17 protein-coding genes and 6 pseudogenes are annotated in these 22,204 nt (G+C 59.2%); 6 read left to right on the top strand and 17 right to left on the bottom strand.

Going from position 1 to position 22,204, the window contains the following annotated elements; translation table 11 throughout:
* Positions 1-204 precede the first annotated feature (204 nt).
* From LT974_RS17925 to ilvA, 13 genes and pseudogenes are all read right to left on the bottom strand, one after another.
* Positions 205-477: pseudogene (locus LT974_RS17925) on the bottom strand (3-octaprenyl-4-hydroxybenzoate carboxy-lyase); the annotation flags it as partial.
* Complete coding sequence (locus tag LT974_RS08250) at positions 474-1,970, bottom strand: UbiD family decarboxylase (RefSeq protein ID WP_408611714.1); 1,497 nt, start codon at positions 1,968-1,970, stop codon at positions 474-476. The gene LT974_RS08250 and the pseudogene LT974_RS17925, both read right to left, overlap by 4 nt.
* Positions 1,971-1,979: 9 nt before the next feature.
* Positions 1,980-2,480, bottom strand: coding sequence for a hypothetical protein (locus LT974_RS08255; RefSeq protein ID WP_232587203.1), 501 nt, complete (start codon positions 2,478-2,480; stop codon positions 1,980-1,982).
* 232 nt (positions 2,481-2,712) lie between these two features.
* Positions 2,713-3,165 (bottom strand): annotated as a pseudogene (locus LT974_RS08260) (integrase core domain-containing protein); the annotation flags it as partial.
* Positions 3,166-3,173: 8 nt separating this feature from the next.
* A complete protein-coding gene (locus LT974_RS08265) occupies positions 3,174-4,457 on the bottom strand; it encodes an amidohydrolase (RefSeq protein ID WP_232587204.1) in 1,284 nt (427 codons plus the stop codon).
* A 43-nt stretch (positions 4,458-4,500) separates the two neighbouring features.
* A complete protein-coding gene (locus tag LT974_RS08270) occupies positions 4,501-5,259 on the bottom strand; it encodes a hypothetical protein (protein WP_232587205.1) in 759 nt (252 codons plus the stop codon).
* Between the two features lies 1 nt (position 5,260).
* On the bottom strand, positions 5,261-5,971 hold the full coding sequence (locus tag LT974_RS08275; RefSeq protein WP_232587206.1) for a DUF5058 family protein: 711 nt from the start codon (positions 5,969-5,971) through the stop codon (positions 5,261-5,263).
* A gap of 198 nt (positions 5,972-6,169) precedes the next feature.
* Positions 6,170-6,569 (bottom strand): annotated as a pseudogene (locus LT974_RS08280) (lipoyl synthase); the annotation flags it as partial.
* Positions 6,566-7,990: an aminomethyl-transferring glycine dehydrogenase subunit GcvPB gene (gcvPB, locus tag LT974_RS08285; protein ID WP_232587207.1), complete on the bottom strand. Its 1,425-nt coding sequence runs from the start codon at positions 7,988-7,990 to the stop codon at positions 6,566-6,568. The pseudogene LT974_RS08280 and the gene gcvPB, both read right to left, overlap by 4 nt.
* The gene (gene gcvPA / locus LT974_RS08290) at positions 7,990-9,351 is read right to left on the bottom strand and encodes an aminomethyl-transferring glycine dehydrogenase subunit GcvPA (protein WP_232590235.1); all 1,362 of its coding nucleotides are present in this window, start codon (positions 9,349-9,351) and stop codon (positions 7,990-7,992) included. The genes gcvPB and gcvPA overlap by 1 nt, the downstream gene beginning before the upstream one ends.
* Before the next feature lie 19 nt (positions 9,352-9,370).
* Positions 9,371-9,754, bottom strand: coding sequence for a glycine cleavage system protein GcvH (gene gcvH, locus LT974_RS08295; protein ID WP_232587208.1), 384 nt, complete (start codon positions 9,752-9,754; stop codon positions 9,371-9,373).
* Positions 9,755-9,781: 27 nt separating this feature from the next.
* Positions 9,782-10,873: a glycine cleavage system aminomethyltransferase GcvT gene (gcvT, locus tag LT974_RS08300; RefSeq protein WP_232587209.1), complete on the bottom strand. Its 1,092-nt coding sequence runs from the start codon at positions 10,871-10,873 to the stop codon at positions 9,782-9,784.
* 96 nt (positions 10,874-10,969) lie between these two features.
* Positions 10,970-12,190: a threonine ammonia-lyase gene (ilvA, locus tag LT974_RS08305; protein WP_232587210.1), complete on the bottom strand. Its 1,221-nt coding sequence runs from the start codon at positions 12,188-12,190 to the stop codon at positions 10,970-10,972.
* Positions 12,191-12,573: 383 nt separating this feature from the next.
* On the opposite strand from ilvA, the gene LT974_RS08310 reads away from it, so the two are divergent.
* The 3 genes from LT974_RS08310 to LT974_RS08320 all read left to right on the top strand — a co-directional run bounded on the left by LT974_RS08310 (position 12,574) and on the right by LT974_RS08320 (position 16,405).
* Positions 12,574-13,329: an IclR family transcriptional regulator gene (locus LT974_RS08310; RefSeq protein ID WP_232587211.1), complete on the top strand. Its 756-nt coding sequence runs from the start codon at positions 12,574-12,576 to the stop codon at positions 13,327-13,329.
* A 461-nt stretch (positions 13,330-13,790) separates the two neighbouring features.
* Complete coding sequence (rdfA, locus tag LT974_RS08315; protein WP_232587212.1) at positions 13,791-14,399, top strand: rod-determining factor RdfA; 609 nt, start codon at positions 13,791-13,793, stop codon at positions 14,397-14,399.
* Positions 14,400-14,452: 53 nt separating this feature from the next.
* On the top strand, positions 14,453-16,405 hold the full coding sequence (locus LT974_RS08320; protein ID WP_232587213.1) for an archaea-specific SMC-related protein: 1,953 nt from the start codon (positions 14,453-14,455) through the stop codon (positions 16,403-16,405).
* 496 nt (positions 16,406-16,901) lie between these two features.
* Here LT974_RS08320 and LT974_RS08325 read toward each other — a convergent pair whose 3' ends face one another.
* On the bottom strand, positions 16,902-17,588 hold the full coding sequence (locus LT974_RS08325; protein WP_232587214.1) for a hypothetical protein: 687 nt from the start codon (positions 17,586-17,588) through the stop codon (positions 16,902-16,904).
* Between the two features lie 159 nt (positions 17,589-17,747).
* Between LT974_RS08325 and LT974_RS17930 the strand changes: the two are divergent.
* A pseudogene (locus LT974_RS17930) lies at positions 17,748-17,834 on the top strand (pirin family protein); the annotation flags it as partial.
* Positions 17,835-17,873: 39 nt separating this feature from the next.
* Here LT974_RS17930 and LT974_RS08330 read toward each other — a convergent pair.
* On the bottom strand, positions 17,874-18,344 hold the full coding sequence (locus LT974_RS08330; protein ID WP_230890351.1) for an FKBP-type peptidyl-prolyl cis-trans isomerase: 471 nt from the start codon (positions 18,342-18,344) through the stop codon (positions 17,874-17,876).
* A gap of 52 nt (positions 18,345-18,396) precedes the next feature.
* On the bottom strand, positions 18,397-19,482 hold the full coding sequence (locus LT974_RS08335) for a M24 family metallopeptidase (RefSeq protein ID WP_232587215.1): 1,086 nt from the start codon (positions 19,480-19,482) through the stop codon (positions 18,397-18,399).
* Positions 19,483-19,743: 261 nt separating this feature from the next.
* On the opposite strand from LT974_RS08335, the pseudogene LT974_RS17935 reads away from it, so the two are divergent.
* A pseudogene (locus LT974_RS17935) lies at positions 19,744-19,860 on the top strand (IS6 family transposase); the annotation flags it as partial.
* A 25-nt stretch (positions 19,861-19,885) separates the two neighbouring features.
* Here the strand turns inward: LT974_RS17935 and LT974_RS08340 are convergent.
* Positions 19,886-20,521 (bottom strand): IS6 family transposase, encoded by a 636-nt coding sequence (locus tag LT974_RS08340; protein ID WP_232587216.1) that lies wholly within the window; start codon positions 20,519-20,521, stop codon positions 19,886-19,888.
* Positions 20,522-21,152: 631 nt separating this feature from the next.
* Between LT974_RS08340 and LT974_RS08345 the strand changes: the two are divergent.
* Positions 21,153-21,756: pseudogene (locus LT974_RS08345) on the top strand (IS6 family transposase); the annotation flags it as partial.
* Positions 21,757-22,204 lie beyond the last annotated feature (448 nt).

The following is a 22,204-nucleotide window of genomic DNA, read 5'->3' on the forward strand; positions in this document are numbered from 1 at the left end:
AGCGGACTGTATTCTCCCAGGGATGTCTGGGGTATCCGGTACTGCTGCAATACCCAACGTAAATGTTGGAATTCCGTCCGAGTGCACGGCCGGGAGGCCCAGAGAGGGTAGATCGACAACATCCTCGGCGGTTGCTAACGTGTTGGTCCATTCGATATTCCCCGGCTCACCCGACGTAGCGGCGATAAGCTCAGTGATGACGTCTTGATAGGAGCTGTCCTGGCTCAAACCGAGAGCAGACGTAATGCGCGACCACGGTTCGCGTTCCCGGATTGCCAAGCGGTCCGGCCCCCCGTACGCCCCGCTAACGAGGTTAACGATTCCACCGGTATCGGTGAGCTGGACTGCCGGGCCATTCGCGTGTAGTACCTCCGCACCTACGGCAGTCGCTTCGTTAGCCCAATGTACGTGTTCTTCGATGGTGATACAGTCATTTTTCTCGCGTAGCCCGTCGAGGTGGCTGCGGAACGAACTCATGCTTCGGTCTCCGTGATATCAAAGTCAACGTCTGCTCGGCGGAGAATGTCTCTGGCCTCTTCACGTATTTTTTCACCCTCCCAATCTGGCCGGCTTTCGCCCTCGCTCGTTGCATCGATGTATGCCTTCGATGTCTTCGCCTTCGACGTCCCCGTTTCTGCGTTCCCTTTTTCCTCTGGGGTCTGGTAGATGTTGAGTGGCACTTTTGGCATCGTCTCCACTCCGAATTGGTGGAAATCTTGGTCCGGATCGGCGTGGAGCGCGACGGACTCTAAGACAGCTCTAGTGTCGAGGGCATCCACTTCCTCGTCGACGAAGATGAACGCGTCAATATGGAGCATTCCCCACGTCGTGAAGATGAAATTGGCAAGTTCGTGGAGGTGTCCAGAGTGAGAGATGTCCGTCGAAATGACGTATACTGTTCGAGGAGTGAAACGCCACGGCACACACTTCTCGACATCGTATCCTGCTTTACGTAGGCCAAGCGTTGCGTCCGGCCCAACGCACGCGACCTCGGTCGATGCACTGGTGTTGAGTGTGTGTCCGACACCTGACCCTTCGACGCAAAACGGTATGTAGGGCTGTTTTCGATGTGTGATTGCGTCGACTTGGAGCGCCGGCATCGAGCGTCGAGGGCCGTGCATATAACCGAAGTAGTCGCCGAATGGACCTTCATCGAGTCGCTCATCTGGTTTAATCCGTCCTTCGATAACGACTTCAGCAGTCGCGGGCACTTTGAGGTCGTTCGTCTCACACTCGACGAGCTCAACTGGGTCGCCTTTGAGGCCTCCAGCGAACGCTGCTTCGTCGCGGCCGGTCGGGATCCACATCGACGACGTCATCTGCGTCACCGGTTCCCCTCCGACGACGAGGGCGACCGGCATCGGTTCGTTCCTGCGCTCGTATTTGTAGTAGTAAATATTCGGAGTTTGTTCACCTGCTAGTAGGAGGAGACTCGCGCGGTCGCCGTCGTGGATCATCGCCCGATGGGCCGACCAGTCCGTCCACGTCGAATCCGGATCATCAACCACCATCGTATGCAAATTTGAATACCGGCCGCCATCGCCAGCATGGATGTATGGCCACGGTAATGTGAGCAAATCGGCGTCGTCTCCGCGATGTACGACCGATTTACAGGCCGCCTCGTCACGATCCACAACTTTCGATTCGATCGGATGTTGTAATCGGTCGATGATCTCCTCGTAGTAGTCGTCTGCGGAAAGGTCAGCGGGAAGTCCAAGCGCAACTGCGATGTGGTCCCATGGACGCTCCCGGCTACCCCGGTATGGGTCTCCAACGAGCCGGGCGTCGACTTCCGAACCTTCGACAGTTTCAAACACGGGGATCTTGTCATCCCGACGGTTCGCGAGCATCGTGACTGCGCTTGCCTCCAAGTCCCACGAGATAGGTGTTTGAATGCGGTTCAGAACTTCGTAGTCGTCGAGGCGGTCCAAATACTCTCGGAACCCACTGACAGGTTTTGATACCGACATATCAGTCATTTATTCATCATCTCCGACGAGCCGTTGTGACATTTGTTCGTGCTTGAGATCCATTCGCTGGCTAACATACTGATCAAGCAGGTCTGACTGTGTCTCCGAGAGGTGGTTCAGAAATACCGTACGGACAACTTCCGAGACGGAGTCGTATTCACCAACTTCTACGAGATACGTCGCGAGCGCCCTCACTTCTTCACTGCGAACTGTGACCACATTAGATTTCGACTGACTCTCCCTGATACACTTACGGAGCACAGCTTCGTCGATCGGACGCGTGCTCGGCTCCGTTTCGATGACCTCGATGTACCACTGTTCTTCAGTGTTCTCGTGGGGGCCACGCATAATTGTCAGCATATCTGGGTCATCAAGCTCGTCCGCCTGACGAGACAAACGAGCACGCGTCTGGAAAATCTCTTTTGTCTCCTGATCTGTGACCTGGATCGTGACCTCACCATCTGTGTCCTCAGGGACGTGATCCTCCGAAGTAATGTACGTCGTACTCATTTTCCACCACCACGGTGTGAGACTATTCCTGACATACCCATACCTTACTTTCCTGCTAGTATAAATCTACGGTAGTGGTAGTAGCCATTCCGAATCTGCTCCACGGTCTCCACTGACCGGCATCGACCGGGGTTGACTGTCCGGTAAGCTAGTTCGTGGGCAGGAAAGTCGCCAAGACAGGGAGATCAGATGATTGTAGAGTGACCTAATGAGAACCGTGGCACGGGCTGGTTTAGCACTCTTGAGCGGGCGCTCTTCCATCGAGCGATTGATGCGGTCTCTGATGGTTGTAGTAATGTACGAACTGTTCAAGTCATTTGCATGCGCTCGCCCGACTGCCCACCCACGAGTTATGGAAACTGTCGAGCCGCATTTTGGGGGAGTGAAACCATTTTTCGGCGAGGGTTCGGTCGGGATAGTCTACTCGACCGTTCAATCCTAATCAAGGGATGATAGTTCGATAGATGGGCTGATCAACGACAAGCACAGCATCAGAGCTATCGTGTTCCTCGCCGAATCCAGCCAAGAATGCAGCCACTGGATTACTGCCATGTCGTCCGAACAACTGGACATCGGGGGTCAACTTTGCATCGGGTTATATTGCATTATATTATCAAGACCATTCATCATTAATCTTGATAGTAGTTTCGTCAACGGCGACCCGCTTCGGCTGCGCCTCAGCGGGCGGGAGGTTCACGACAAGAGGTCGAGGATGGCTCCTGAGAGAACCGAAACACCGATCAACAGACAATCTTCGTCAATATCAAACGTTGGGGTGTGGTGTCCACTAGGATTACCGCCACCAATTCCGACATACGTTGCTTTCCCGCCGTTCTCTTTAACGGCTCGCATAAGGTAGGTCACATCCTCGCTAGCACCTGTACTACCGCGTCGATGTACTGAAGAGACCTCGTCGACATCGCCTGCAATCCCGTCGACGAGATCAACCAGCTCTTCGTCGCTGTCTTCACGGATCGCTTCTCCAATAAGCGAGGTCTCGGCCTCACAGCCCTGCGCTTCCGCCGCTGAATCGATGTGCCGGAGAACTGAATCGCGCATATACTCCATCAATTCATCCGAATCCCCGCGCACTTCTACCGTTGCAGTCGCTTTGCTGGCGATTACATTAGCGGCGTTGTCGGAATTTATCTCCCCGACGTTTACCCGAGTGGCTCCATCTCTGTGACGCGGAATGCCGTAGATATTGCTCGTGGCATCCACAAGTGCTTGGACCGCATTCTGGCCCTGATTCGGGGCTAACCCGGCGTGGGCAGATTCGCCAGTGAACGTGACATCGAAGCGCGAGAAGGCAAGTACTTCGTCGAGGCCCGCAACCACGGTTCCGGTCGGGTGGTCGAGTCCGACGTGTGTACCGACCAGGTAGTCCACATCATCGATGTGCGACCCGGCAGCCATCGCTTTGCCGCCCCCGAGGAGCTCCTCCGAAGGTTGGAAAAAGACCTTGAACGTCCCGCTGAAATCGCTTTCGAGGACTGTTTGAAGCGTTCCCAAGCCGAACGTGATGTGTGCGTCATGGCCGCATGCGTGCATAAACCCCTCATTCTCGGAGCGGTAGCCAGCGCCGGTCGGCTTATGGCTCTCGTTGGCCGACTCGGTGATCGGGAGAGCATCGATATCAACGCGAAGCCCTACCGTCGGACCGTCACCGCGATCGACAACTGCGACAACCCCAGTATGCCCGCCTGCAACCTGTTCGAGGATGTCGTCTCGGTCCGTCCGAGCTGCCGCTCGTTCGAGCCATTCGGATTGTGCCTGTTCGTCTGGAACCCCTAATCGCTCGTCGGGATCGAGCGCTTCAGCCCCGATGTGAATCTGGTCAACATCCAGGCTTTCGAGTTCTTCGACGATTCGGGTCGTTGTCCAGAACTCACGCCACCCGGGTTCCGGGAATTCGTGGAATTCACGCCGGAGAGCGATGAGTTCCTGCTCCGTTGGTAGGTTCATGTTCGTTGTCATGGGTGCTTGTAATGTGTGATCGTTCGTAGTGCAAATATCTTTGTTACTCGCTTGCCTCGTCGGGCGGTGATATCATATCGCGTTGCCACATCCAGCGAGCGATAAGCGTTGTACCGAATACAGAGACGATTATCACTGCATACAGGGGATAGCTCGGCAGGAAAGCTAAGTAACCAAGTTCCAATAACAGCGTCATGGTCAACGCGATCGTGAACCCGATACCCGCAACCTTCGGGTAGTCTCTCCCGAACTGTGCGAAGATCGCACCGAAGACTGCGGGTACTAGGTACGATTCGAGCGCGCTTCTCCAGATTTCGGGGAGTGCCTGGAACGCTGATACGAGTGCGACCGCACCAATTCCCAAGACCACCGTGTTAACGAAAATCGAAGCAGCGATTGCTACCGTCGAGATGATACTCGCCTGCGGCGTTCCTGCCTCGACGTCTGACGCTTCCTGGGCCGCTGCGGCACAGGGTAGTCGAAGATTTGAGATATTCCCCGACAGGAACGCCATATACGTCCCAGGAATCCCCAACACCGGATAATACGACAGCGGTTCGATAACCCAAGCCCAACCGAACGTGATCGCGACCGATGTGAACGCTCCGACAATCGCCGCTGAGGGGGGAAGGATACCGAAGACGGCCAGCAGAGTGACTCCTGGCCCCAACGAGAGTACGACCGCAAGCAGGTTGGTCCTCCTCCCCCATTTATTGATATACGGAACGAAATTATCCTGATAAATGTCACTACTGTCTGTCGTTTGAGACTTGTTGACTTGTTCGCTCTGACCTTTAGACATCTTACCACCAACCCCCGACGGTCACTTGGATTGCGACACCGACTAGGAGGCCAACGAACATCGCCGCCCCTAGTGCCCACTCTCTGAGCCACTGAATGCCTCGTCTTTCGGCGAGTTCCAACAGCATGAGCATCACAAGACCCCCGGCCGCGATGGAACCAGTCTCCGGAGTCCCAGCAGTGACTTCACCACTCAGAAAGTACGCGAACGCCCCAAGCATCGCTGCGGCGCTGATGATCGGTATGAGTTTTTCGTCGCCGTTGCTGATCTTCGTTCTGACTGCCTCCATATGCCGCGTGCCAAAGGCTGAAACGAGTAACCAACCAGTCCCACCGAGTGTCATCGACCAGACAGCCGTTGCGTACGCCGTCTCAGTGATGTCCCCATCACCAAGGCTGTATCCGAACTGGCTGACGCCTAGCTCAGCAGCTGGGAGCTCAAACGCCACCGATCCGATCACTGAAAGACGCATCCATGCAACAGGACCACCGACAGTCGCAATCAGGGCCAACATCCCAGCTAACACCGCGACGGAAGGGCCGATAGACGATATCACCCCCGTCTTAAATCCCGTCTTCAGTTTCTCTTCTGATAGCCCCATCTCTTTCCCGTCATGCCACGCACGACGGAGGAAGATGACAGCTTGCAACAGTACGACTGAAACAACTGGTAGCGTCGACAGCCACAACCAACGACTATTGGCAATATCCATATACGCTGGTGCTATCGGTGCTAATGTATGCCATACCATGGCATATCCCCAATATACGAACAAATATATAAAACCAGTGGTGACCTTAGAAGGCCGTGACCGTATAGACGTAACCAGGTGAATAGAAGGTTCGAGGCGAAAATCCACGGCTTCAGCCGTGGGTCGTTCGACCTCGTATCCGGCTTCTGCGTCTGTTTACTACTTGGTCCGTACTCGCTCGCGTGCCCGTTCGATATCTTCGCCGTCGAGTACTGCGTCGACGAACAGTTCACCGGCACGGTAGGAGGACCGAACCATCGGGCCGGCGGCACAGTAGCGGAAGTTCAGTTCCTCTTCGGCGACGCGCTGCCAGGTATCGAAGGCGTTGGGGGTGGACGTACTCGGTAACATCGAGGTGCGATCGGGAGGGCTGAAGGTACTGTCCCAACGTCACGATGTCAACCCCGACCTCCCGGAGATCCGACAGCGTCTGATAGATCTCGTGAGCGTACTCGCCGACCCCCAACATCAGACTCGTTTTCGTGTAGATATCCGACTCCCGGTTCACCTGATAGAGCGCGGAGAGTGACTGTTCGTAGCCGGCGCGCCACTCCCTCACTCCAGCGCGTGCCAGGAGAGACGGGGATTTCGAGCCGCGCTCGTCTGGTCGATGCGACGGGCCGCCGTCGATGTCGGTGCCGTCGACAGCGACTCTTCATCCTCTCCGGCCACCGCATTAAACGCCTCGGCGAGCTGGTCGAGGGTCGCTTTCCCTTCGATTTCCGTCGGTTCGGTCATGAGGGCCTCGGATACGATCTCGGGCCACTTCGTCGTTGGCGGGTGGACGCCGTAGTCGAGCATCCGCTTCGCGAAGTCGGCGGCGTCACGGTCGCCGGCGCTGGCGACGAACTCGTGATGGAACGGACCGAACGGAATGTCGAGGTCGATCTGCGATCCGAGATAGTTCGCGTTCAGTACCGCCTTCGCGCTCGTGTCCGCCAGTCCCTCGTCACCGAGCCGTTCGATGTAGGCGTAGGCTTTCAGAAGGACGAGCCAGTTCCCCATCGCGCCGTGAACCTTGCCGATGGAGTGTTCTGGCTCGTACAGTTCGTACTCGTCGCTGTCGGCTCGCACCTGTGGTGAAGGGAGGAATTCCGCGAGGTCCTCGGTGACGCCGATCGGGCCGGCTCCGGGGCCACCGCCGCCGTGGGGCGTCGCGAACGTCTTGTGGAGGTTGAAGTGCATGATGTCGAACCCCATGTCGCCCGGTCGGGCCTGACCCAGTAAGGCGTTGAGGTTCGCGCCGTCGTAGTAGAGCAGGCCGCCCGCGTCGTGGACAATTTCGGCGATCTCCTCGATGTCGCGCTCGAAGAGCCCGAGCGTGTTCGGGTTCGTGAGCATCAACGCCGCCGTGTCGTCGCTGACAGCCCCTTCCAGCGCGTCGAGGTCGACGCGGCCGTCCTCGCCTGGCGGGAGTTCGACGACCTCGTAGCCCGCCATCACCGCGCTCGCGAAGTTCGTTCCATGCGCGCTCGACGGAACAATCACCTCGCTACGGTCGCCCTCGCCGTTGTGCTCGTGGTACGCTCTGGCGACGAGGATACCGGTGAACTCGCCGGACGCGCCGGCGGGCGGCTGGAGCGTCACCGCGTCCATCCCGCCGATGCGCGCGAGGTAATCCTGCAGGCGTGCATAGACCGCGAGCGTGCCCTGCGTGCTCTCGGCCGACCGGTCCGGATGAACGGCCGCGTCGGCGAGCGCGGCGACCTCCTCGGTGAACTTGGGATTATACTTCATCGTGCAGGACCCCAGCGGGAATGGGCCGCTCTCGACCCCGTAGTTCATCTGGGAGAGGCGCGTATAGTGTCGCGCAATTTCGGGTTCCGAGAGCTCCGGAAGCGTCACCGATTCGCGAGTCAAATCGTCGGGGAGCGCAGTCCGTTCCTCGACGTTGACTGTCCGTTCGTTCTTTTCCGCGAGTAGGGGCTCGTACCGAGGGCCATCGGTCTCGCTCCAGACGGCCTGATCGTACTGCTGCATCAGGCCACCACCTCAGTAACTGCCTGGACGAACTCGTCCCGTTCGGAGCGGTTCGCGTCAGTAATGCAGACCTGGATTCGGTGGTCATCGACGGCATGAACCGCGAACCCGGCACTCTCGAGGTCAGCGACAACCCGCTCGGCATCCTGGCGAGTCTCTGCGAGGAACTCGCGGAGATGGTGCTGATCGTGGACCGGTGCCGTAACCCCCTCGATGTCATCGAGGTCAGCCGCCAGTTCCCGGGGGAGTTCAACGCACTCTTCGGCCAGGTCGACCAGCCCGGTCGCGCCGAGCCAGGTGACGTGGATCGCGGTCCGCAAAGCGACCCACGCCTGATTCGTGCAGATATTGGAGGTGGCTCGCTCTCGGCGGATGTGCTGTTCACGGGTCTGCAGTGTCAGTGTGTAGGCGCGGTTGTCGTTTGCGTCCTCGCTCACGCCGACGAGCCGTCCCGGTACTTGCCGGAGGTAGTCCTCACGGCAGGCGAAGAGACCGAGGCCCAGCCCATAGGCCGGTGACAATCCGAGGACGCTCGCATCGCCGACGACGACGTCCGCGCCGACGGTGGCCGGTTCCTCGAGCAGCGCGAGCGCGACAGGGTCGGTCCCCAAGCAGAAGGTGGCGTCGTGCTCGTCGGCGACATCGCCGGCCGCCGAGAGGTCCCCCTCAACAGTGCCGACCGACGTGGGATTCTCGACGTACACCATCACCGTCTCGTCGGTGACGTGGTCAGCGAGCGCTGTCGGATCAGTTGTCCCGCCCGCAGTCGGATACGTCTCGATCGTCAGCTCGGTACCGGTAAGGTAGTTCTCGAGGACCGACAGCCGTTCTTCGCGGACGAGATCCGAGACCAGCACCTGCGACCCGCTGGTTCCGCGGACGCGATCGGCCAACAGCGCTGCCTCGCCCAGCGCCGTCGCCGCATCGTACATCGAACAGTTTGCGACTTCGAGGCCGGTGAGTTCGACCAGCATCGACTGATACTCGAACAACGCCTGCAGGAACCCTTGAGCGATCTCAGGCTGGTACTGTGTGTAACTCGTCAGGAATTCCGAGCGCAACGAGAGAGTATCGATGAGCGAGGGCACGTAGTGGTCGTACCGGCCGCGTCCGAGGAACTCCGTAAGCTGGTCGTTCCGCGCAAGCGTGTCCGATACGTCTCGGACGACCGCCTGTTCCGACGCGGACTCAATCCCGAACGATCCGTCGAACTGAACGGACCGCGGAACGTCAAATAGAGCCTCGATAGACTCGGTGTTGATGGCGTCGAGCATCGCCTCGACGTCTGCTTCGGTGTGCGGTGCGAAGGGGGTTCCCTCGGATCGATGCTCGCGTCTCGTGTCCTGTATTTGCTGTGTCATTATTGCTCGCCCCGCATGATTATTCGATCTGCTCTCGATACTCGTCGGCGGACAGGAGCGATTCCGTATCGAGATCGCCATCGAGCTCCAGTTCGATCAGCCAGCCGTCACCAAAGGGGTCCTCGTTGACGAGTTCGGGCTCGGACTCCACAGCCTCGTTAGCGTCTCCGACGACGCCAGCAGCGGGGACGTAGACGTCGGAAACGGCCTTGATACTCTCGATGACGGCGAGCTCGTCGCCGCCGTCGAGTTCGGTTCCGGTCGCCGGCAATTCCACGAAGACGATGTCGCCGAGTTCGTCCTGGGCGAAGTCGGTGATCCCGATCTTCGCCGTGTCTCCGTTCGGGTCGATCCACTCGTGCGATTCGGTGTAGTACGGTCCGTCGGGTACGTCAAATTCCATTAGTGGTATTCCTCGTTCGCTGGTAGTTCAATCACGATGCTCCTGGAGGAAGCGGTGGTTCGCGACTGTCGCCGCTACCGTCTGGTTCCGTACCTCGACGCCCAGTGAGGTCCCCTCATCAACGTGCGCGGCATCGACGTAGCCGAGCGCGATCGGCACCTCGAGCGTCGGGCTCATCGTCCCGCTGGTCACGTGGCCGACCTGCTCGCCGTCGCGTAGGATCGGATACCCGTGGCGTGGGACGGCCCGTTCGTCCAACTCCAGTCCGACGAGCAGTTCGTTCGGATGGTCAGCATCTCGGAGCGACTCCTGTCCGACGAAGACGGGCTTCGAACTGTCGACGACGAAGCTCAGCCGCGCCTCGTAGGGTGTGCGCGGTTCGTCATCCGGGTGGAAGTCCTGCCCGGAGAGCAGCAGTCCAGCTTCGAGCCGGAGTGTGTCGCGTGCCCCGAGCCCGCAGGATTGCACACCGTCGAACGCATCCCAGACTGTCTCGGAGTCGTCGGCGTCGAAGATCAGTTCGAAACCGTCCTCGCCGGTGTAGCCAGTCCGAGCGGCGAGGCAGTCGGCGCCGTCGATTGTCGTCTCGCGGGCGCTGAACGGAGCCATATCCTCGAGGGGATCGGCCGCAGCCGCCTGGACGTTCTCGACCGCGTTTGGGCCCTGCACGGCGAACATTCCGAGAGCCGCGGTCCGATTTGAAACAGTTGCGTCGAGGTCGTGTGCCGCCGCGTGGTCGATCCAGCGGTCGGTCATCATCTCGTCGTTCCCGGCGTTGGGAACGAAGAGATATTCATCGCCGCCGGGCTGGAAGTAGACGACGGTGTCGTCGATGATCGTTCCGTCCGCTGCTAGGATGCAGGCGTACTGAGCGTCGCCCGGGTCGAGCTCGGTCACGTCGTTGGTCGTGAGCCGATTCATCAGATCTGTCGCATCCGGACCGCCTACGGTGACTTCACCCATATGACTGACGTCGAAGATGCCGGCTGAGTTGCGGACCGCCGCGTGCTCAGCCGTAATCGAGTCGAACGAGACCGGCATGTCCCAGCCGCCAAAATCGGTGAAGTCGGCCCCGGACTGCAAATGCTTCTCGTGGAGTGGTGGCCTTCTGATCGACACGCTTTGGTTGCTTTCCTGCAACAGTATATAGCTTACCGTGGGCACAATCCCGGTTGTGTGACACTATCGTTCAGTCGCGAGACTGCGTGCCGCACATCAGTTGAGGCGGGTGATTTCGTAGCCCGCGTCTTCGATTGCTCGGCTGATTTGGCGGGTGTGTCGGTCGCCACTGGTTTCGATCCGAATGTCGAGGTACGCCTCGCCGACTTTCAGTTCGTCGACGGCTCGTTCGTGATTGACGGTTCGGATGTTGGCGTTCTGGTCGGCGATGATGTTCGAGATGTCCCCCATTTTTCCGGGTTCGTCGATGATTCGAACCCGGAGCTGGACAAGTTGCTGTCGGTAGGTGAGTTCGTGCGTGAGTGTCCGTTGGAGCATCGTCGCGCTGAGATTCCCGCCGCTGAGAACTGGAACGACCGTCTCGTCGGTGACGTCGAGTTGGTCGTTTAAGAGCCCCGCGACAGTGGCAGCTCCGGCTCCCTCGACCATCTGTTTGGTCCGTTCGAGGAGATAGCGGATGCTATGCGCGATCTCTGTGTCCGAGACCGTCACAACCTCGTCGACGTACCGGTCGATGAGGTCGTACGTGAGTTCCGAGATGCCGCCTGTCGCGATTCCGTCGGCGATCGTCTGGACCGAATCGATAGTCTGTGGGGCGCCCTTCTGGAGGCTTTGTGGAACGGTCGCTGCGTCTTCAGCTTGGACGCCGATGACACGGACGGATGGAGCCAGTTCTGCGACGGCCGTCGCGACACCACCGATGAGCCCGCCTCCGCCAACCGGCACCACGATCGTATCGACATCCGGGACTTGGTCGAGAACTTCGAGGCCGAGTGTCCCCTGCCCAGCAACGATGTCTGGGTCATCGTACGCATGCACGAAGACAGTGTTCTCGTCAACTAATGACTGAGCGTAGTCCATCGCCGTCTGGAAATTCTTTCCGTGGAGTTCAACATCGGCACCGTAGCCCCGCGTCGCGTCAACCTTTGACTGCGGCGCGTTCGTCGGCATGACGATGGTTGCTTCGAGGCCGGTTTTCGCAGCAGCGAGCGCGACGCCCTGCGCGTGATTGCCAGCGCTGGCGGCAATCGCCCTGTCGATCGACCGTTGGTCGTCATCTTCGACTTGGGTAAGTTTGTTGTACGCTCCCCGTGTCTTGAACGAGCCCGTTCGCTGCAGGTGTTCCATCTTCAGGAAGACCTGAGCGTCGGTGTCGGAGTCTAACGTGCGACTCGTCTCAACCGGTGTTTCTCTGGCAACCGATTCGCTATCAAGGCGGCCTTGCGCTCGCTGAATGTCATCAAGTTCTATGGCCATGGTTCTCCTGGACCGGTGGTTGGCTTCCGGGTGGGTCCCATCAGCGAACCGGACGGTAGCGTACCGATCATCCGTATTAATCGCGTGACCCGATTTATAGATACTGGTGGCCGGAACTTGGGTCCATGTGTCCTTTGGCATCCTTCGAGATTCAGGATATGGGTAACTGTACCCTGCTACGCCGGTCTAAGAGAGGGATCAGAGTCTATCGACGGGTGAATCGGCGGAGATATTAATCGAGAGTTATGATTCCAAACGTTAGGTGCGAGACCAGATTGCAATACAATAGATTCTGTCTGAATAGCATGGTATATAGTTCCCCATATTGGGGAAAGATGTCGGGGGAACCCAGATTTAACACCCTTCCCCGACAGTGATGAAGTATGACACGGACCAACGACGGAGAATGGCGGAAGACTACAGCGACGTCGCTGCGCATCGTTGATGCCATCGAGGAGCTCGACGGTGCGACCCTCTCGGAAATTTCGGAACACATGAGGCTTTCCTCAAGCACGCTGTACACGCACCTCAACACCTTGGAGGAGCTCGGGTACGTCACGAAGATCGGTGAAAGGTACTGTCTCGGATTGAAGCTTTTCCACCTTGGGGAAATATCTCGTTATCGGGATGATCGGTACAGGTTAGCGAAGGAGAAGGCCTTCGAACTCGCGAATATGACGAACGAGGAGGTCAGCTTCGCAGTCGAGGAAAACGGTCGCAGCATCATCCTCTTCGACGAAACCAACGCCCCTTCGAGGGAGGGGTACCAGGTAGGTCGGTATTTTTATATGCACAACTCCGCCAGCGGCAAGGCTATGCTCGCTGAATTCGATGCGGAGTACCGTGAAGAGGTCCTAGATCGATGGGGAATGCCACGGGAGACGGAGAACACCATCGTCGACCGGGACGAACTCCACACTGAGCTCGAACGTGTTCGAAAGCGCGGCTATGCCGTCAACGATCAGGAGGCCCTGGAAGGACTCCGTTCGGTGGGTGTCGCGGTCAAAAGTCCGGACGGAGACGTATTCGGATCGCTGGACGTCTCCGGACCGCCATACCGACTTCCTCCCGACGAGGAATTGGCCGGCCTACTCCAGAACGCGGTTGGTGAACTTGAGGCTTCGATAGGAACGAAGTAATTCGTCGGCCGGTACCTTCGCCATTCATCATACTGCGCCCCCGAATCGTGACAGCTGTCTCGTCAACGATGACCTGCTTCGGTTTTAACTCAGGCGCGTCGTATTGGCTGTCGGTAAACCGATGAAACCTGTCCCAGATACGCCATGAGAACGTTTAAACCCAGATATGAGGGGGCTTTTGTTGTCGCCTGAATCGAACAACCGGCTGGTGCAGGTGGATAGTGATGTCCGTCGAAGCATTCTGATCCAGTCATTTGCCCGAGGGCCTTCTAAACCAGTGCCATATCCCTTACAAAGCAAGCTTTCAATATTACCCTAAACCAATTCCACGGTATATCACACACTAAAACTTACTCAGACAGGTAGCTCCTCCGGAGATATACGAGCGCGATTCACGCGATAGGCAGCCACCATAAGATTACACCGATATATTTGTAATGATGGAGCGAGTAGCTGACGACATGAGTGAGTCTCCGTCGCGACCAAACAGCAAGGTCGCACGCGTCATCGAGAAGTACGACCTTAGTGGTATGGGCGAACAACTCGAAGTCGCTTGGACGGGCGAACACGGCGATCGAACGAGCCTGCGAGACCTCGCCGACGAGTTCAACCGCGCGGTACTGGACGCAGCCATCCGGCGCTCGGACGGCGGCATCTCCGAGACCGACCTCCAGAGCGCCTACCAGACGCTCACCGGCGACGACGTCTCCAGCGCCGATCGCATGCGCAAGCAGCGCGAACTCGAAGCGATGGGCGTCGACGCCGATGCCGTCCAGTCCGACTTCGTCACACACCAGGCAATCCACACGTACCTCACGGAGTACCGCGAGGCCGAACTCCCCGACCAGTCCGGCGACCCCGACCAGAAAGCCGAGATGCTCGAACGCCTCCAGGGCCGCACCTCCGCCGTCACCGACTCGACCATCGAAGGCTTGGTGTCCAGCGGCGAACTCAGCGAGCGCGACTACGACGTCATCGTCGACGTGCGCGTAATCTGTGGGGACTGTGGAACCGACTACGCCGCCGGCGAACTGCTCCGGCAGGGCGGCTGCGACTGTAGCGAGGCGTGAGGAAAACAGAGGGTGACAACATTTAAGCCGTAGCCCCTCGTCAAACGTAACTAATGGCATCACAGCAGCCTGTCGAACGTGACGTGCGTGTTCACGCTCAAAACGTCGGCGGCATCGACGAGGCCGAAGTCTCGCTCCCCCCGGGCGTGACCGTGCTCACCGGCCGGAACGCCACCAACCGAACGTCGTTCCTGCAAGCGATTATGGCGGGCCTGGGGAGCGAGCGCGCCTCGCTGAAAGGCGACGCCGACGAGGGCGAAGTCGAACTCCAAGTTGGCGACGAAACCTACACCCGCACACTCACCCGAAGCGGCGACACCGTCGTCTACGGCGGCGACCCCTACCTCGACGACCCCCTCCTCGCCGACCAGTTCGCGTTCCTCCTCGAAAACACCGAAGTCCGGCGCGCCGTCGCGCGCGGCGACGACCTCCGGGAAATCATCATGGACCCGGTCGACACCGAGGAAATCGAGTCCCAGATTCGCCAACTCGAAAACGAGAAACGCGACCTCGACAATCAGATCAAGGAGCTCGAGCGAATCGAGCACGAGCTCCCGGAACTCGAAGCCGAAAAACAAACCCTCGAAGACGACCTCGAGGCCGCCCGCGAGGAGCTCGCCGAGGTCGAAGCCGAAATCGAGGAAAAAGACGTTAGCCTCGAACAGAGCCGCTCCCAGAAGGAGGCCATCGAGGACGCCTTCGAGGCGCTGCGGGACGCCCAATCCGACCTCGAAGACGTCGAGTTCGAACTCGAAACCGAACAGCAGACCCTCGAAGACCTCCGCGACGAGCGCGACCAGCTCGAAGCCGAACTCGACGACGTCGACGAGCACGACGAGAACCCGGACCGGCTTGCCGGCCGCATCGACGAACTCCGCGAGCGCAAGCGCGCACTCGACGACACGATTAGCCAGCTCGGCAGCGTCATCAGCTTCAACGAGGAAATGCTTGAGGGCGAAGGCCTGGACCTCGACGAGTTCGGTGACGACACCGACACCGATGCCGACCCGACCCAACAGCTCCTCGGCGAGGCCGAGGACGTCGTCTGCTGGACGTGTGGCTCCGAGGTCGAGCGCGACCACATCGAGGGGACTGTCGACCACCTCCGCGACCTCCGTGCGGAGAAACTCGACGAGCGCAGCGACCTCGACAACCAGATCGACGAGCTCTCGTCGACCCGCTCGGAGATTCAGCGACAGCAGCGCGAGCGCGAGCGCACGGAACGACGCCTCTCGGAGGTCGAGAACGAAATCGAGGCCACCGAGCAGCGCATCGACTCCCTCGAGGACTCCCTCGAAGAGCAGCGCGAAGAAGTCCAGCGTCTCGAAGCCGAGACCGAGGACGCCGGTACGGGCGGCGACTACGACGAAGTGCTGGAACTCCACCGCAAGTCCAACGAAGTCGAACTCCGCGTCGAGCGCCTGGAGAGCGACCTCGAGGACGTCGAAGCCGATATCAAAGAGCACGAGGAGACGCTCGGCGAGCGCGACGAACTGGCCGAGCGCCGCGACGAAATCGACGACGAACTCACCGACCTCCGGACGAAAGTCGACCGCATCGAGGCCGAAGCCGTCGAGGAGTTCAACGACCACATGGAGTCCGTGCTCGCAGTGCTGGAGTACGACAACATCGAACGCATCTGGGTGGAACGCCGCGAGCGCGAGGTTCGCGAGGGCCGCCGCAAGGTCGAGAAGACCACCTTCGACCTCCACATCATCCGCGCGACTGACGACGGCACGTCCTACCGGGACACCATCGACCACCTCTCCGAAAGCGAGCGCGAAGTGACCGGACTCGTGTTCGCGCTGGCGGGCTACCTCGTCCACGAAGTGTACGAGGACGTCCCGTTCATGGTGCTGGACTCCCTGGAAGCCATCGACTCTGACCGCATCGCGCGCGTCGTAGAGTACTTCAGCGACTACGCTGACTATCTCACCGTCGCCCTGCTCCCCGAGGACGCCCAGGCGCTCGACGACGACTACGCCTACGTCGAGCAGATCGACTGACGGTCGCGTCCCCGTTCGACGGCTTTGCTATCAGGACGGTGAATCTGCTGCCGTCGCCCGTTCGAACGTCACTATTTGAACTGGCCAAAGAGATTCGAGAATCTGATATTTTTCTTCCCCTATCCGATTTATTATCTTCTCGACTTCGGATTATACCCCCATATTCTAGACGATAGTTCGGGAATGCGGTTGGAGTTGCCGGCAGAGCAGTATCGTGCGAGAAGACGGTATAACGGACCGTTAAGCCAGTACTTCAACAGTCTTGGTTTCGTCGTGAGTTCGTGATAGCGTTCGATACCGAGAGCAAGTGAATTCCCCAATATTTACCTGAAATACATCTATAGGCCCTCAAAGCCTCTTTTCTAATTTCTTCTCGGGTGAGAAACCACCCCTCGCCGACAAATAACGGAAAGAATTCATAAATTTCAATCTCGGCTCCATACACCATAGAAAAATCAGGAAAAGAGAATATACATAAATCTGGTATTTCTTTTCCTTAAGACTGCCCGTCGGGCCGTGCGAACAACGCGAGCGCCATCAGCACGGACCCGGCGACGATAGTGGCGCTGGACCAGACGAGTAGTTGTCGCGTCGTGCCGGGAGCAGTGGCGGCGAGGTCGACGAACACTCGGACGTCGAGCGCCACGACGAGCGCCGCGCCCACGACGTCGAAGACGAGGTCGTAGGCAGTATCCTGCCAGCCGTAGTACACCAGCACGGGGTCGACGTCGTAATGCTCGCCGACGGCGCGCGCGACCAGCTCGCCGAATTCCCAGCACACGCCGGCAACGACGGTGTAGCTGACAGCGGCGACCGCGACGACAGTAATGGAAACCGAGCTACCGACTGTGACGAGGAGGCCGGCGTACACGAGTGCGGTCAAGAGCGCCGCGGAGAGCGTGTGGGTCAGGTGATCCCACCACCAAATCGAGTCGTAGGGACCGAGCATCCCGATAGAGTGAATGAGCCCAGCAACTGCCGTCCAGAACGCGAGTTCCGGGGCGACGAAGCCACGCTGGCCGAACTCGAATCCGGCAGCAGCCGCGACCGCGACCCCGGCGATGCCGAGCGAGACGACGGCGTTGACGGCCGCTGCGACGTTCCTGCGACGCACGGCGAGCGCGAGCACGAACGCAATCGCGCCGAGCAGTGCGGTCAGGAGGGCTATCGCAACGTTGTTCATGGAATTCGGAACACCGATGCGCGGAAGATGGCGACAGTCCGATAAGACTCTTTGGACCGCGTGCATCCACCCGTCGACGCCGCGCGTATATGTGGCTGCGGCACCTCAGACGACGTATCTTGCACTCGGACTCCGCCAGCCTCCACAAGGCCCCCCGCACTCACGGCAGAAACCGACGCAGTCCTCGTCGCGTTCCTCGTCGACCCCGACGCCCCCGTCACGCGACAGGGGACGGTCGGTCGCTGAGAAGGGGCAGCACTACTCGAACGCTGGCGCGTTTGGCGTTCAGTTGACGTCGACGATTTCGACGTCGAACTCCAGCGTCTTGCCGGCGAGTTCGTGGTTGAAATCCACGCGAATCTCCTCCTCGTCGGCGTGAACGATTTCGCCAACCTGGCCGTTCTGGGCTTCCAGATACGCGCCCTCTTCGGGCGTCTGTCCGCCGAGCATCTCGCGGAGTTCGGCCGTCTCGAAGGACTGGACGTTCTCCTCGTCCCACTCGCCGTACCCCTTCTCGGGCGGGATTTCGATGGTCGTCGACTCGCCCTGCTCGAGGCCGACGAGGCCTTCTTCCATCCCCTCGATGACTTGCTGTTCGCCGACGTCGAGCGTCAGCGGCGCGTACTCGCGCTCGCCCTCGGCCTCGGTCAGGCCAGCGTCCTCGGCGACGGCTTCACGCGAGGTGTCGAAGACTGTGCCGTCGTCCATTCGGCCAGTGTACTCCAGGGTCACAGAATCGCCGGTAGCGATTGTCATACTCGAAAAAGTATCGACGCACCGATAATCCCTTTCATCGACGGACGAGTGACTACCGTTCGAGGACTGCGTGGCGTTCGAGCGTCATCGAGGAGTCGACGGCCGAAACCGTCGTCGTCGGCCAGTCACCCGTGACGGTCAACGGGTCTATCTCCTCGGCCGTCACGAGGTAGAGGTCTTCGCTCTTCGCGCCCTGCACCGTCGGGTTCCAAGCGTACGCCATCGGCAGCTCGACCGGTTCACGGCTCTCCGGCGTCGCAATCCACTCGCGGCCGGCGAACCCAGCGGCACCTCCTTGGTGGTGGTGTTCCCACTCGCCGTCCCAGCCGAGCGCCGCATACGCGTCCTGAATCGCCTCGAAGACGTCGCCGGCCGTGCCACCCACGCGGCCCACTTCCTGGGTCGCGGCGAGCGCACTGGCTTCCACGCGCATCGCGTCGTGGGTGCGTTCCGTGAGCCACGCCGGCGCGTCGTCGAACGCGACGGTTCGCGTGCAGCTACTGAACAGGCCGTCGCGGTGAGCAGTGACCGAGACGAGCGCGTAGCCGCCGAGTGGTTCGTCCTTCGGGGTGTAGTGCCGGTAGGCCTGCGCGCGCTCGCTGCCCCCGACGAGGACCACCGGAGCCGCGAGACCCTGCGATTCGAGTCGGGTCCGTAGCGTCGTTGCCGCGCCGCGCTCGGTCGTCTCCGGCGAGAGGGAGCGAGCGACCGATTCGACCGCGTCCGCCACGTCGCGAGCGAGGGCGCGGTACGTCTCGATTTGGTCGGCCGTCAGCGGCTGCCTGAGCGGCGACGCGTCGACGGCTGCGAACCCGTCGACGGGGAAGTCCGCGGCCGCCGGTGTCGGGCTGCCGGCGGCGACGGCGTCCGCGAGGTCGTCCTCGTACCACTGGTACGTCTGGATTGTAACGTCGTCCGAGAGTTCCTCAGCGCGCAGTCGCGGCGCTTCGATGTTGTTTGTGATGACGGTCACCGCGTCGCCATCGTAGCCCACAGCCGCCTCGCCGACGTCCGCCGTTCGGTCGACGATGTTGTCTCCGCCCTCGGTGAGCCACGCGAACGAGTTCGGTCGCGCGAACCACACTGCTTCGTAGTCGTTCGACGCCAGATACGCGTCGAGACGCTGTTCGACCGTCATCGGCAGTCAGCGCCGTCGTCAGAACGTCGACCGTTCGTCGCCACCGTGCAGGTATGCAACGGAATTGAATAGACACCGGACATCAGTTGTCCGTAAGACCGCGCGCATCCTCTTAAATTTGGTCGGCCGAGGGTTACGCTCACCGCTGTGGTGTCGTTCCACACGACGTTCGTCGTACGAGATGTCTCCGAGTCGTATTGAGCGGTGTTACGACAAGGGAGAGGCGAGTCGGAGCGGTCGTTTGGGTGGTCAAGGCTTAAAATCAGCCGCTTCAACCGTGGTAACGACTACGTCGAGTTTGATTTTCTGGACCGTGAGGCGACACCCAAGCCAGCGATGAAATTCGGTATCCAGCTCCATCTCGACTCACCATCACTTTTGGGGCACTGTCTAGTGGTAGTGTTCAGATAAGCTGATTCCATGCGAAGCTGAAGGATCTGAGCCAATCGTCGGCGGTGGCTGCGTCGGCGTTGCTGAAACAGTTTGAGAACGATGAGGTTCGTCGTTTTATCTCTCGAAAGACACGTTCGACAGCATTCCGATTCCCATGTTTTTCATACTGGAATTGGAGGCCGTGTCGGTTGCAGGCGTCTTTCAGCGTGGGTGCGCCATCAACGAGAAACACAGCAGTATCGACGTCGTGTTTCTCGCGGAGTTTGGCGAAAAACGAGCGAGCAATCACGTTCGTACGCGTCGGTTCAAGCTTTGTATGAAGTAATTCGTTCATTTCGGGATCGACAGCAGCGTACAGCCAGTACTGCTCGTTATTGAGTCGGATCACGGTTTCGTCAACCGCAATCTGATCCGGACTGGTATCGCTGACCGGCTGTAGATCAGCTTTCTGCACCCAATCATGAACGGCTTTCCGAGAGCGCTGGACACCGAACTTCTCAAGTTCTTTGACTGTGTTCGAAAGTGAGAGTCCAGCCAAATGAAGTCGAATACCAAGCCGCATCCGCTCGCTCGGTGTCCGCTCTCGCTCCACAAACTCTAACTCAAGCCAGTCGCTACAGCCGCTGAGGCGAGTGATTTCAGCCATGGGCGGCAGAAATCACTCTCGCCTCACTTTTCAGCCTTAACTAAACACGACCCTGCTCACGGTAGTGTTCAGATAAGGATTGGTCTGACTGCAGCTTCAGCCGTCGAATCAGCCGATTTCCTGGTGGTCGCCGGGAGAGCAACGCTCTCCCGAGGCCTCGGAAATCGGAGATTTCCGGCGGATTGAAAGGGCGAGGCGCGCGTGGCGGCGAAGCCGCCACGTTTTGCGGCGGTCGGCGTAGCCGACCGCCCACTCAACGAACCCCGGCGTTCGGAAGACGCGACGCGTCTCTCGTCGCAATTCGCGAGGGCGGCGAACGCTTTGCGTTCGCCTGCTCTCGAAAGAGCGCTGTGCGCTCTTTCGGCGACAGAGAGGGAGCAAGCTCCCTCAGGCAGCCGGCGGGTATGCCCGTCGGCGACAGCGAGCCGCGGGAGTGTCGTGAGTGCAACGAGCGAGACCACGGGAGACGAGCATAGCGAGTCTCCCGACGGTCGAGACTGCCGAGGGCGTTCAAAAGGCAACGTCGTCTCCGCTACTTTCGTCTGCTTATCTGAACACTGCCGTGAGCGGACGGCGACGTGACGAGGCGCTCCGCGTCTCGTTCGCACATCAGAACCGTTGGGTTCTGAGGACGCCCGTCAGGGCGTTCGCCGTCCGCCTTCACGCGACCGGTTGTTCACTCAGAGAGACAACAACGATTCTCGCGGAATTGGGCGTGGAACGCTCTCACAAGCAGTTTGGCAGTGGGTACATCGGCTGTCTGATAGCGTTCCCGACCCGCCTGAGGCGCAGCCGAAGCGGGTCGCGGTTGACGAAACTGCTGTCAAAATTAACGGTGAGTAGTCTTGGTTGTACGCTGCAATATACCTCGACACAAAGCTCATTCTTGACGTTGCGTTGTTCGGACGCCATGGTACCGATCCGGCGGCTGCGTTCCTCGCTGGACTGGTGAAGAAACACGATCTCTCCGACGCAACGTTTCTCGTCTATCAGTTCGCTACCGGACTGCACTTGGACGATTAGGACTGAACGGTCGGGTTGACTACACCGACCGAAACCTCATCGAAAAATGGTTTCACACACTGAAAATGCGGCTCGACCGTTTCCATATCTCGTGGGTGGGCAGTCGGCGGAGCGTTCGCCAGTAGCTTGCGTTATTTGCGCATTACTACAACCGCCTCAGACCGCATCAATCGCTTGGTGATCGAACGCCAGCTGACGAGGTCCTAAACTAGACAGTGCCAATCAAGCAATCACCGGGACGTATCCTTTCTGAACTTCGCAAGAACTATGTCGTCGACGACGCGCTGATTGTCGTCGATTCTGTACCGTGACTGCAAATCGCACGTCACTGACACGACCTCCGATTCCAGTACGAACGCTACGGGTATTGGAACATCGTCAAACATGTTTTTCGAGTGTTAAAATATCAAACCAACCAGTTTACAAACTGTTTTAGCCACGCTGACGCAAACCCCGTCAGAAATCACCTGCAAGCATACGCCTTCGCATGGGAACAGCTAATCTGAACACCAGCGGCGTTCTTCCCAAAAGATTTTGACTAACTATCCAGTACGCTCGCACACCAACGGGAATGAACGCCGGTTGATACGATGACCGAACGGGCACTGTCTAGTTGAGTCAGTTTGAGAAGTGAGCAGGTCGTTGAGTAAGTTGGTAAAG

The sequence above is a fragment of the Halobacterium noricense genome, from assembly GCF_021233435.1.
GTDB classification, from domain to species: Archaea; Halobacteriota; Halobacteria; order Halobacteriales; family Halobacteriaceae; genus Halobacterium; species Halobacterium noricense.